The organism is Streptomyces sp. NRRL B-1140, from assembly GCF_001280065.1.
Lineage (GTDB): Bacteria > Actinomycetota > Actinomycetes > Streptomycetales > Streptomycetaceae > Streptomyces.
In genome coordinates this window covers 343120-355727 of record NZ_LGEA01000091.1, presented here as the reverse complement: position 1 = coordinate 355727, position 12608 = coordinate 343120, and the positions used below count along the sequence as shown (strand labels likewise).

General features: G+C 69.7%; 10 protein-coding genes. 7 read left to right on the top strand and 3 right to left on the bottom strand.

What is annotated here, in order from left to right:
* Nucleotides 1-121 precede the first annotated feature (121 nt).
* Nucleotides 122-1885, bottom strand: coding sequence for an aspartate--tRNA ligase (gene aspS, locus ADK65_RS13520; RefSeq protein ID WP_053670274.1), 1764 nt, complete (start codon nt 1883-1885; stop codon nt 122-124).
* A gap of 178 nt (nt 1886-2063) precedes the next feature.
* On the opposite strand from aspS, the gene ADK65_RS13515 reads away from it, so the two are divergent.
* From ADK65_RS13515 to ADK65_RS13500, 3 genes are all read left to right on the top strand, one after another.
* Nucleotides 2064-4202 (top strand): SpoIIE family protein phosphatase, encoded by a 2139-nt coding sequence (locus tag ADK65_RS13515; protein WP_053670272.1) that lies wholly within the window; start codon nt 2064-2066, stop codon nt 4200-4202.
* 132 nt (nt 4203-4334) lie between these two features.
* Nucleotides 4335-5099 (top strand): hypothetical protein, encoded by a 765-nt coding sequence (locus tag ADK65_RS13510; protein ID WP_053670269.1) that lies wholly within the window; start codon nt 4335-4337, stop codon nt 5097-5099.
* Between the two features lie 166 nt (nt 5100-5265).
* Nucleotides 5266-6132, top strand: coding sequence for a Bro-N domain-containing protein (locus ADK65_RS13500; protein WP_063788008.1), 867 nt, complete (start codon nt 5266-5268; stop codon nt 6130-6132).
* 72 nt (nt 6133-6204) lie between these two features.
* On the opposite strand, the gene ADK65_RS13495 is transcribed toward ADK65_RS13500, so the two are convergent.
* Both ADK65_RS13495 and ADK65_RS13490 read right to left on the bottom strand, forming a co-directional pair.
* Complete coding sequence (locus ADK65_RS13495) at nt 6205-7185, bottom strand: pirin family protein (protein ID WP_053670263.1); 981 nt, start codon at nt 7183-7185, stop codon at nt 6205-6207.
* A 248-nt stretch (nt 7186-7433) separates the two neighbouring features.
* Nucleotides 7434-7901, bottom strand: a complete 468-nt coding sequence (locus ADK65_RS13490) for an SseB family protein (protein ID WP_053670262.1) — start codon at nt 7899-7901, stop codon at nt 7434-7436.
* A 122-nt stretch (nt 7902-8023) separates the two neighbouring features.
* Between ADK65_RS13490 and ADK65_RS13485 the strand changes: the two genes are divergently transcribed.
* The 4 genes from ADK65_RS13485 (at nt 8024) to ADK65_RS13470 (ending at nt 12511) form a co-directional block, all read left to right on the top strand.
* The gene (locus tag ADK65_RS13485) at nt 8024-8830 is read left to right on the top strand and encodes an intradiol ring-cleavage dioxygenase (protein WP_053670260.1); all 807 of its coding nucleotides are present in this window, start codon (nt 8024-8026) and stop codon (nt 8828-8830) included.
* 135 nt (nt 8831-8965) lie between these two features.
* On the top strand, nt 8966-10792 hold the full coding sequence (locus ADK65_RS13480; RefSeq protein ID WP_053670259.1) for an acyl-CoA dehydrogenase: 1827 nt from the start codon (nt 8966-8968) through the stop codon (nt 10790-10792).
* Nucleotides 10793-10868: 76 nt separating this feature from the next.
* Nucleotides 10869-12167, top strand: coding sequence for a M18 family aminopeptidase (locus ADK65_RS13475; RefSeq protein WP_053670257.1), 1299 nt, complete (start codon nt 10869-10871; stop codon nt 12165-12167).
* Between the two features lie 89 nt (nt 12168-12256).
* A complete protein-coding gene (locus tag ADK65_RS13470; RefSeq protein ID WP_031118113.1) occupies nt 12257-12511 on the top strand; it encodes a DUF6458 family protein in 255 nt (84 codons plus the stop codon).
* Nucleotides 12512-12608: the final 97 nt, after the last annotated feature.

Here is a 12608-nt window from a genome sequence, read left to right as displayed (position 1 = left end):
TAGGGAGCACGGTTGTCAGGAGCCTTGGTGAGAGCTGGGTGAGAGCCCTGCAATACGAAAGTGGCTCGGAACCGGCGCCGGTTCCGAGCCACTCACGGGCGTCCAGGAGAACGCGAAAGAACTACTTCGGCTGCGGCTTGCGCACCGAAAGGTGCAGCTCCTTCAGCCGCGCCTCGTCCAGCTCCGTCGGCGCGCCCATCATCAGGTCCTGGGCGTTGCCGTTGAGCGGGAAGGAGATGGTCTCGCGGATGTTGGGCTCGTCGGCGAGCAGCATCACGATGCGGTCGACGCCCGGGGCGATGCCACCGTGCGGCGGGGCGCCGAAGCGCAGGGCCCGCAGCATGCCCGCGAACTTCTCCTCGACGGTCTCGCGGTCGTACCCGGCGATCTCGAAGGCCTTGAGCATGATCTCCGGCTCGTGGTTCCGGATCGCGCCGGAGGACAGCTCGACACCGTTGCAGACGATGTCGTACTGCCAGCCGAGGATGTCCAGCGGGTCCTGGTTCTCCAGGGCCTCCAGGCCGCCCTGCGGCATGGAGAAGGGGTTGTGCGAGAAGTCGATCGCGCCGGTCTCCTCGTCCTTCTCGTACATCGGGAAGTCGACGATCCAGCAGAACCGGAACACGCCCTCCTCGAAGTGCCCGGCACGCTTGGCGGCTTCCACCCGGACCGCGCCCATGATCTTGGAGACCTCGTCGAACTCGCCCGCGCCGAAGAAGACGGCGTGGCCGGCCGCGAGGGACAGGCGCTTGGTCAGCTCGGCGACGTTCTCCTCGGTGAGGAACTTCGCGATCGGGCCGGACAGCGAGCCGTCCTCGGCGACGCGGACCCAGGCCAGGCCCTTGGCGCCCTGCGAGACGGCGTAGTCGCCGAGCTGGTCGAAGAACTTGCGCGGCTGGCCGGAGACGTCCGGCACGGGCAGGGCGCGGACGTGCTTGCCGGCGAACGCCTTGAACTCCGAGCCCTCGAAGATGTCGGTGATGTCGACGAGTTCGAGCTGGGCGCGCAGGTCGGGCTTGTCGGAGCCGTACTTCAGCATCGCCTCGCGGAACGGGATCCGCGGGAACGGCGAGGTGACGTGGCGGCCGCCGCCGAACTCCTCGAACAGCTCGGTCATGAGCTTCTCGACGGGCTGGAAGACGTCCTCCTGCTCGACGAAGCTCATCTCGATGTCGAGCTGGTAGAACTCGCCCGGCGAGCGGTCGGCGCGGGCGTCCTCGTCACGGAAGCAGGGCGCGATCTGGAAGTACCGGTCGAAGCCGGAGATCATCAGCAGCTGCTTGAACTGCTGGGGCGCCTGGGGGAGGGCGTAGAACTTGCCCGGGTTCAGGCGGGAGGGGACGACGAAGTCACGGGCGCCCTCGGGGGATGTCGCGGACAGGATCGGCGTCGCCATCTCGTTGAAGCCCAGGGCGACCATCTTCGAGCGGATCGAAGCGATCACCGACGACCGCAGCATGATGTTCTTGTGCATGCGCTCGCGGCGCAGGTCCAGGAAGCGGTACTCCAGGCGCCGCTCCTCGTTGACCCCGTCCTCGGTGTTGATCGTGAACGGCAGCGCGGCGGCCGCGCCGAGCAGCTCGACCTCGCCGACCTCGACCTCGACCTCACCGGTCGGCAGCTCGGGGTTGATGTTCTCGGCACCCCGGGAGACGACCTTGCCGTCGACGCGGACGGTCGACTCCTTGGAGAGCTTGTCGAGGGCCTCGTAAGCAGGGGTGCCGGGACGGGCCACGAGCTGCGTGATGCCGTAGTGATCGCGCAGATCGATGAAGAGGATGCCGCCCAGGTCGCGCCGATTGTGCAGCCAGCCACTCAGCCGGACGTCGCTGCCGACGTCAGAGGAGCGGAGCTCGCCGCAGGTGTGGGACCTGTACCGATGCATCGTCGTTCATCCAGTCTTCGCTGATCGGGGTCTGTGTTTCACGTGAAACGCCTCCCCAGCGTACCGGGCAGGCGAAGATCAGCTCTCCCCAGTTGTCGATCGCGCACGCGGTGGCCGTCGCTGCGGCGCGTGTCGCCATCGGTGGCAGCGGGCGAGCGCGTCTTCTTAAAGTAGGGCAATGCGCACTGGCGAGCCTCTGCCCGCCGTGGGGGAGGCCCTCGCCGCCCTCGCGACCGGCCTGTGGCATTGGGACACCGCCACCGGGCTGGTCACGGTCGATGCCGAGGCGGCCCGGTTGCTCGGGCTGCCCGCCGAACAGGTCAGCCTCACGGAAGCCCAGGCCCGGGCCCGGCTGCACCCGGTCGACTGGAACGAGATCACCGGTGTGATCCAGCTGGCCGTGGCCGAGGGCACCCTCGCCGAGGTCCGGATCCGGATCATGGACGAGCAGGGCCGGGTCGTCCGGATCGTCCGCAGCCGCTCCAAACCGTCCTTCGACCGGGCCCTCAAGGCGTACCGGATGATCGGCACGCTGCAGGAGGTCACCGAGCCGACGCCGGGCACCCCGGCCGGGCGCAGCGCGGTGACCGGTGACTGGCGGCGCTCCCGGGAGGCGTTCCTGCTGGACGCGGGCCGGGCACTGGCCGAGGCGCGCTCCACCCAGGAGGTCCTGCGGGTCACGGCCAACCTGTCGATGCCCGGCTTCTCGCCGGACGGTCTGGCGGTGTTCGGGGTGTCGGGCGATCGCCTGACGGTCATCGGCCACCACGGGCAGCAGCGGGGCACCGAGAACCCCTTCTCGGAGATGCCGCTGGACACCGACTACCCGGCCGCCGAGGTGGTGCGGACCGGCCGGGCCGTGTACCTGTCCTCCGCCGAGCAGTACAAGGCCCGCTACCCGCTGACCTGGCCACTCGCCGAGCGCTTCGGCCGCCGCTCCTGGGCGTTCCTCCCACTGACCGTGGCCGGACGCACGATGGGGGCGTGGATGGCGGCGTTCACCTACCCGGTGGCGTTCACCCCCGACGAGCGGTCCGTGCTGGCGACGGTGGCCCGGATGCTGGCACAGGCCCTGACCCGGGCGGGCCTGGCCGAGAGCGAGCGGGCCCTGACCGACGGCCTCCAGCGCACGATGCTGCCGAGGCTCGGACCACAGCGCATCCCGGGCATGAGCGTCGCCGCCCGTTACGTCCCCACCGGCGGTGGGCTCCAGGTCGGCGGCGACTGGTACGACGTGATCCCGCTGCCCAGCGGACGGTTCGCGCTGGTCATCGGTGACGTACAGGGCCATGACGTCCGGGCTGCGGGCCTGATGGGCCAGCTGCGGATCGCCCTGCGGGCCTACGCGTCGGAGGGCCACCGCCCGGACGCGGTGCTGTCGCGGGCCTCCCGCTTCCTGCACGGCATCAGCGACGAGGACCCGGCCGACGCGCGCTTCGCGACGTGCGTGTACGTCGAGGTCGACCCGTCGACCGGAGTGCTGGACATCGCCCGCGCCGGACACCCGGACCCGGCGATCCGGATGGCCGACGGCACGGTGATGACCCGGCCGACGTCGGGCGGGCTGCCGCTGGGCATCGACCCGGACGCCGACTACCCCACGACCCGGCTCACCCTGGAACCCGGCGAGACCATGCTGATCTGCACCGACGGCCTGCTCGAGACCGGCGGCCACGACCTGGAGACCGGCTGGCGGCGGCTGCGCCTGATCCTGGAGGAGCACAAGGGCGATCTGGAGGAGCTCGCCGACACCCTGGTGCAGGCCGTGCACGGGCCGTCCTCGCACCACACCACCGGCCCGCTGGCGGACCGCCGCGAGGACGACATCGCGGTGCTGCTGCTGAGCCGCGAGGGCGGGGGCTGCGGCTGCGGCGACGCGATGACCGTACGGCCTCCGGCGCGGCGCTCGGTGCTGACCGTCGCGCAGGCCGAGCCCGAGCGGGTCGCGGTCGCCCGCCAGCAGCTGCGCGAGCTGCTGCACGACTGGGCCTCGCGCGACCAGGTCGACTCGGCGGTGCTGCTGCTGTCGGAGATGCTGACGAACGTCCTGGTGCACACCGACTCCGACGCGCTGCTGGTCGCCGAGATCACCGGCGAGGTGGGCGGGCGGCGGCTGCGCATCGAGGTCACCGACGCCGGCGACGACCTGCCGCACCGCCGCAGCCCCGGTGAACTGGCCTCGTCCGGCCGCGGCCTGGTGCTGATCGAACTGCTCGCGCACACGTGGGGCGTGGATCCGCGCGGCGAGGGCAAGAGCATCTGGTTCGAGCTCTACGAGTCCACGAACGGCTCGGGCGACGGCTCCTGGTCCCTGTAGCGCCTGCTCTCGTCAACTCGCTGACCGAATCCACCCTTTCGGGTGACCGTCGGGTGAGTGACGGCGACGTCCCCTGCACCCCCTGCACGATGACTGCCCTGGCCGCATTCCGACCGCAGGCAAGGAAGTCGCATGGGCAAGTCCGCATCCCGGGAGGACCGGGGCAAGAGGTCCTCGTTCTCCGTGTCGTACGAAGGCGGCGGCCAACGCGACCCTTCCACCCAGGTCAAACTGGGCCGCCTCTCGTACAAGGGCCCGGCCACCGCCATGGTGGCCGTCGCCGCGGTCGCCGCGGTCGGCGTGATCGCCTACCAGTGGCTCGACGGCCAGGGCAGCGCCGGGGGCACGGGGGCCGGGCCGGGCACGAGCGTGACGTCGGGCGCCGACGCGGCCTCGGACCCGAACACGGCGACCTCGGCAACGGGCCCCACGACAGCACCGGCGCCGACCGTGTCCAGCCCGCCCGCGTCCAGCCCGCCCGCGTCCCGGCCCGGCAGCGCGGCTCCGGCGGCCGCCGGCAACACGGGACCGGCGGTGGTCCGGGAGCACCGCAAGGTGGTGCTGCGGCCCTCGGGCAGCGTGGACCTGGACTTCACCAATGGGTTCTCCGACATCACCTATTCCATGCCGTCGAACGGCAACGGCTGGACCATCGGCGGTGACAGCGGCGACCTCGCCACCGTCGACGGCCCCGCGACCGCCGAGAACTGCACCGCGGCCACCGACTTCGGGTTCACCATCGACCAGAAGAACATCCGCAAGGGGCTCACCGCCTGCGTGCTCACCGACGAGAACCGGGCCGCGGCCATCACCTTCCTCGGCTGGCAGAAGGACGACAACGGCCTGTCCTCGGTCACCATGGACGTCACTACCTGGGAGAAACCCGAAACGGAGTGACCGTCCCTTCTTGAAGTCCTCGAAGGCGCCAGCCGTTCGTCGAGGGCGTGAAGGGCTGACGCGATCGACAGAATCGATGCTTCTGTCTACTTTCGGGTGAACATCCTTGCTATCGGGGCGAGTTACACCTCCGCGCGCCTACGTTTCGACGCGGAGGTGATGCTCGATGAACGAGCAGAACAACACGCGCAAAGACGCGATCGACATCAACGACTTCGTGTACGCGGCCACCGGGGCACGGGTGCGGAGGCTGACGATGCCGGACGGGACGCACTGGTTTCCCGCGGCGGATGTACTCAAAGAGCTGGGGTACAGCAATCCTCGGAAAACTCTCGCGGACCATGTCCCCGCAGAGCACCGAGAGACGCTTGAGAGCGTAACTGGAGCTTACTCTCTCAGCGTTCCCGCAGGTCGGGAGTGGCGACGAGACATGAACGTCATCGATCTCCAGGGTCTGATCCGCTTGGTGAACGCCTGCACCAAACCCTCGGCCCAGCCCTTCAAGACCTGGGTCTCCGAGGTCATCGCCACCATCCAGCGCGACGGCTCCTACTCCCTGGAACCGGCCCCCGTACAACAACCCGCCGCTCCCACCGCCTACGCCGTACCGCCACAGCTCGCCGACGCACTCGTCCGGCTCGAAGAGCGCGGCGCCCGGACGGACGCGGCGCTCCGGCAGATCGACGACAAGCAGAACACGATCGCCGAGATGCTCCGCGACATCACCAGGACGCTGCGCCGCTCCGACGACCGCGCCCGCCCCGTCCAGGCACCGGAGTTGACGCCCCAGCAGCTTCTGGCCAACTGGAAGGCCAGGAACCTCGTCGTCACCGAGGACGTCCACGCGGTGGCGGCCCACCTGGCCCCGGCACTGCTGCACGGAGGCGCCGGCTACAGCGTGGAGGAGATCTCCGTATGCACCGGGCTGTCACCCGACCGTGTCCACGACAGCCTTGAGCTGCTGTCCGAGCAGGAATGCGTACGTCAGGTGGGACGCGCTCCGAACGGCGCCCCGTTCTACGTGCTGCCGTAACGGCACCGACAAGAAAGGCCCGAAGTCGCAACAGGAGTTTGCGGCTTCGGGCCGTGTCGTACGTTACCCGGCTCAGCGGCTCTGCAAGCCACCCTCAGACATTCCATGCACGGCCGGGATGGTTCCCAGCCGTCCCTTCTGGAAATCATCGAACGCCTGCTGGAGTTCCTCACGGGTGTTCATCACGAAGGGACCGTAGTGGGCCATCGGCTCGCGGATGGGCTGTCCGCCGAGCAGGACGACCTCCAGGTCCGGCGTGTGCCCGTCCTGCTTCTCGTCCGCGCGGACGGTCAGCGAGGAGCCCGCGCCGAAGACGGCCGTCTGGCCCATGTGGACCGGGCGCCGCTCGGCACCGACCGCGCCCTTGCCCGCCAGGACGTACGCGAGACCGTTGAAGTCCTCGCGCCACGGCAGGGTGAGCTCCGCGCCCGGCGCGAGGGTCGCGTGGACCATCGTGATCGGCGTGTGCGTGATGCCGGGACCCTCGTGGCCGTCCAGCTCACCGGCGATGACGCGCAGCAGCGCGCCGCCGTCGGGGGAGGTGAGCAGCTGGACCGAGCCGCTGCGGATGTCCTGGTAGCGCGGGGCCATCATCTTGTCCTTGGCCGGGAGGTTCACCCACAGCTGCAGGCCGTGGAAGAGCCCGCCGGAGACGACGAGATGCTCGGGTGGGGCCTCGATGTGCAGCAGGCCCGAGCCCGCGGTCATCCACTGGGTGTCACCGTTGGTGATGGTGCCGCCACCGCCGTTGGAGTCCTGGTGGTCGAAGATCCCGTCGATGATGTACGTGACGGTCTCGAAGCCGCGGTGGGGGTGCCAGGGGGTGCCCTTGGGCTCGCCCGGCGCGTACTCCACCTCGCCCATCTGGTCCATCATGATGAACGGGTCGAGATGGCGGTAGTTGATCCCCGCGAACGCCCGGCGTACCGGGAAGCCCTCGCCCTCGAAACCGCTCGGAGCGGTCGTGACGGCAAGTACGGGACGGGCCACGGCGTCGGCCGGCGCGGTCACGCGGGGCAGCGTCAACGGGTTCTCGACGGTCACTGCAGGCATGTCGGTTCCTCCTCGTGTACGCCCAGTTTAGTTGAGCGTTGAACTTCCTGCCACCCAGAACAGAGAAAACCGGGAGGGCATTCCCGCCCGGGGGACGGCGCAGCGAACCACGGGAGGCGGGCACGGCGAAAGGCCGTCACCCGGTTGCGGGGTGACGGCTCTGGGACACTGGCCTGAGGTTCGCCTACGGCCTGGAGGTCGTCCCCGACGGCCTGCCCTGCGCCCGCCGAAGTGACTACGGCCTGGTCTCAGCCGCCGTACATGCGGCGCATCGCGAACTCGACCATCTGCTCCACGGCCTTCGCGTCGAACACCATGCGGTGCTCGCCCTCCATGTCGAGGACGAAGCCGTAGCCGGTCGGCAGCAGGTCCAGCACCTCGGCGCCGGTGATCACGAAGTACTTGGACTCCTTGCCCGCGTACCGGCGCAGCTCCTTGAGGGTGCTGAACATCGGGATCACCGGCTGCTGGGTGTTGTGCAGGGCGAGGAATCCGGGGTTGTCGCCGCGCGGGCAGTAGACCTTCGACGTCGCGAAGACCTGCTGGAAGTCCTCGGCGGCCATCTGCCCGGTGGTGAAGGCGCGCACCGCGTCCGTGAGGGAGGGCGGGGACGGCTCGGGGTACAGCGGCGGCTGCTGCCCGTACCCGCCGGACATCGGCTGCTGCGGAGGGGCGTACTGCCCTTGCGGGCCCGCTGTCTGGTCGTAGCCGTACATGAGCGCAAGCGTACCGAGAGCGGCCGGGCGGGCGGACCGGTACCGCCGGTCCGGGAAACCGACAGCGAGTCGACAGCGCGCGGACCGTGGATCGCCACGGTCCGCGCTCGTAGCGTCGTGGCATGAGCGCACGCCCCGACGACAGCCCTCCCGAGCACGACGGAGGCCTCGCCCACGACCTTCCCGTCCTCGCCCGCCGCCGGATGATCCGGCTGATGGCGGGCGTGAGCCTGGTCCCGCTGGCGGGCTGCACGTCCGAGTCCCGGGAGAGTGCCCCGGCGTCGTCCTCGCCCGGCGGGTGCGCGGAGATCCCCGAGGAGACGGCCGGCCCCTTCCCCGGCGACGGCTCGAACGGTGTGAACGTGCTGAGGGAGAGCGGGGTCGTGCGCCGCGACATCACGCGGAGTTTCGGCGACTCCGCGGGCGGCACGGCCGAGGGCGTGCCGCTGACGGTCCGGCTCACGGTGGTGGACGCCGCCTCCGGCTGCGGGGCACCGAAGAAGGGCGCGGCCGTCTACCTCTGGCACTGCGACCGGGAGGGCGCCTACTCCTTGTATTCCGAGGGAGTCACGGAGGAGAACTATCTGCGGGGCGTGCAGGAGACGGACGACCGCGGCCGGGTCGTGTTCACCAGCGTCTTCCCGGGCTGCTACCCGGGCCGCTGGCCGCACCTGCACTTCGAGGTCTACGGCAGCCTCGCGGACGCCACCGCGGCGACGTCGACCACGAACACCTCGCAGCTCGCCTTCCCGAAGGACGTCTGCGACGCGGTCTACGCCACGGACGGCTACGGCGCCAGTGTGCCGAATCTGGCCGGCCTGTCCCTGGCGGACGACGGTGTTTTCAGCGACGGCCACGACCGTCAGCTGGCGACGACGACGGGCAGTGCGAAGGACGGCTACACCGCGGCATTGACCGTTCCGGTGTGACCTGTCACATGATGACGGATCGGGGTTGCTTCTTATTACCGACGGGTAGCATCATCGTAGCTACTTGTTGGTACGTGAACTAGCGCGAGGATCCAGTGCCTCGCCGATCTCTCTACGGAGCCGGGAGCCGTCGCCATGGGGCACTACAAGTCGAATCTCCGCGACATCGAGTTCAACCTCTTCGAAGTACTCGGGCGCGACAAGGTGTACGGCACCGGCCCGTTCGAGGAGATGGACGTCGAGACCGCCAAGAGCGTCCTGGAGGAGCTGACCCGCCTCTCGGAGAACGAGCTGGCCGAGTCCTTCATCGACGCCGACCGCAACCCGCCGGTCTTCGACCCGGAGACCAACACCGCGCCGGTCCCCGCGTCCTTCAAGAAGAGCTACCAGGCCTTCATGGACTCCGAGTACTGGCGCCTGGGCCTGCCCGAGGAGATCGGCGGCACCACCTCGCCCCGCTCCCTGATCTGGGCCTACGCCGAGCTCATCCTGGGCGCCAACCCGGCCGTGTGGATGTACTCCTCGGGCCCGGCGTTCGCCGGCATCCTCTTCGAGGAGGGCAACGAGGTCCAGAAGCACATAGCCAAGGTCGCCACGGAGAAGCAGTGGGGCTCCACGATGGTGCTCACCGAGCCCGACGCGGGCTCCGACGTGGGCGCCGGCCGCACCAAGGCCGTGCAGCAGGAGGACGGCTCCTGGCACATCGAGGGCGTGAAGCGCTTCATCACCTCCGGTGAGCACGACATGTCGGAGAACATCCTCCACTACGTGCTGGCCCGCCCCGAGGGCGCCGGCCCCGGCACCAAGGGCCTGTCCCTGTTCCTCGTCCCGAAGTACCTCTTCGACTTCGAGACCGGCGAGCTGGGCGAGCGCAACGGCGTCTACGCCACCAACGTCGAGCACAAGATGGGCCTGAAGGCCTCCAACACCTGTGAGATGACCTTCGGCGACCGGCACCCCGCCAAGGGCTGGCTGATCGGTGACAAGCACGACGGCATCCGCCAGATGTTCCGCATCATCGAGTTCGCCCGCATGATGGTCGGCACGAAGGCGATCTCCACGCTCTCCACGGGCTACCTCAACGCCCTGGAGTACGCCAAGGAGCGCGTCCAGGGTCCCGACCTGGCGAACTTCATGGACAAGACCGCGCCCAAGGTCACCATCACCCACCACCCCGACGTGCGCCGCTCGCTCATGACGCAGAAGGCGTACGCCGAGGGCATGCGCGCGCTGGTGCTGTACACCGCCTCCATCCAGGACGAGATCCAGGTCAAGGAGGCCGCCGGCGAGGACATCTCCGCCCTGGAGGCCCTGAACGACCTGCTCCTGCCCATCGTCAAGGGCTACGGCTCCGAGAAGGGCTACGAGCAGCTCGCCCAGTCGCTGCAGACCTTCGGCGGCTCCGGCTTCCTGCAGGAGTACCCGATCGAGCAGTACATCCGGGACTCCAAGATCGACACCCTCTACGAGGGCACCACGGCCATCCAGGGGCAGGACTTCTTCTTCCGGAAGATCGTCCGCAACCAGGGCGCCGCGCTGAACTCCCTCGCCGAGGACATCAAGAAGTTCCTGGCGCTCGGTGAGGGCGGCGAGGAGCTCGGCGCGGCCCGCGAGCACCTGGCCAAGGCCGCCGTCGAGCTGGAGGCCATCGTCGGCCTGATGCTCACCGACCTCGCGGCCACCGAGCAGGACGTCAAGAACATCTACAAGGTGGGCCTCAACAGCACCCGCCTGCTGATGGCCTCCGGTGACGTCGTCGTCGGCTACCTGCTGCTCAAGGGCGCCGCGGTCGCCGCCGCGAAGCTGGAGACGGCCACCGCCAAGGACAAGGCCTTCTACACCGGCAAGATCGCCGCCGCGAAGTTCTTCGCCGCCAACGTCCTGCCGGGCGTCACCCTGGCCCGCAAGGTCGCCGAGGGCGTCGAGCTGGACCTGATGGAGCTGGACGAGGCCGCGTTCTAGATCTTTCACGTCCTCCGTCCGAGGGCCCGTTCCCCTACCCCGGGAACGGGCCCTCGTCCGTCGCTAAGGTGAACCCATGACCGAACGAGCCCGCTTCGACCGCGGCCACACCGACGACCTCATGACCTTCCTGGCGGCGAGCCCCTCGCCGTACCACGCCGTGGCGAACGCCGCCGAGCGGCTGGAGAAGGCGGGCTTCAGGCAGGTCGCCGAGACGGACGCCTGGGACGGGACGAGCGGCGGCAAGTACGTGCTGCGCGGCGGCGCGATCGTCGCCTGGTACGTGCCGGAGGGCGCAGCGCCCCACACGCCGTTCCGGATCGTCGGCGCACACACCGACTCCCCCAACCTGCGCGTCAAGCCGCTCCCCGACAGCGGGGCGCACGGCTGGCGCCAGGTGGCCGTGGAGATCTACGGCGGACCGCTGCTCAACTCCTGGCTGGACCGCGACCTCGGCATCGCCGGCCGCCTCACCCTGCGCGACGACTCCACCCGCCTGGTGAACGTCGACCGGCCGCTGCTGCGGGTCCCGCAGCTCGCCATCCACCTGGACCGCTCGGTGACGGCCGACGGCCTCAAGCTCGACAAGCAGCGGCACATGCAGCCGGTGTGGGGCCTCGGCGGCGACGTCCGCGACGGCGACCTGATCGCCTTCCTGGAGGAGACGGCCGGCATCCCCGCGGGCGAGGTCACCGGCTGGGACCTGATGACGCACTCCGTGGAACCGCCCGCCTACCTGGGCCGCGACCGCGAGCTGCTGGCCGGTCCGCGGATGGACAACCTCCTGTCGGTGCACGCGGGTACGGCGGCCCTGGCGGCCGTGGCGTCCGGGGCGTCCGCCCCCTCCTCCATCCCGGTCCTGGCCGCCTTCGACCACGAGGAGAACGGCTCCCAGTCGGACACCGGCGCGGACGGGCCCCTGCTCGGCAACGTCCTGGAGCGCTCCGTCTTCGCCCGCGGCGGCTCCTACGAGGACCGGGCCCGCGCCTTCGCCGGCACGGTCTGCCTGTCCTCCGACACGGGGCACGCCGTCCACCCCAACTACGCGGAGCGGCACGACCCGACGCACCACCCGCGTGTCAACGGCGGCCCGATCCTCAAGGTCAACGTCAACAACCGCTACGCCACCGACGGATCGGGACGCGCGGAGTTCACGGCGGCCTGCGAGGCGGCCGGCGTGCCCTTCCAGTCCTTCGTCTCCAACAACTCCATGCCCTGCGGCACCACGATCGGCCCGATCACCGCCGCCCGGCACGGCATCAGGACGGTCGACATCGGCGTGGCCATCCTGTCGATGCACAGCGTGCGCGAACTGTGCGGCGCCGACGACCCGTTCCTCCTCGCGGGCGCGCTGGCGGCGTTCCTGGAGAGGTAGAACGGGCCGCCACCGCATGGGTGTTCCCTTCGGGGGTACCCGGTGTTCCGGGACCGGAACGGCCGGACCGTACAGGGAGGCGACACAACATGGGCCTCGGCGGATGCATCATCCTCATCGCCGTGGGAGCCATCCTCACGTTCGCGACCGACTGGGACATGCAGGGGGTCAACCTCGACCTGGTCGGCATCATCCTGATGATCGTCGGACTGATCGGCGTCACCACGTTCAGCAGCATCGCCAGGCGCCGACGCGTGGTGGTGCCCCCCACGACCCCGGTCGTGGACGACCCGGCGGTGCACCACCACCGCCGCGACGGCTACAGCGACGGCTACGGGGTCTGAGCCCGGACGCCTCGCCGCTGCGCAGCGGTTCCGGCGGACGGCAGGGTTCAGCCCTTCGGCCTATCGGCGGCGTTGCACCACCGGCCGCCGGGAAGCC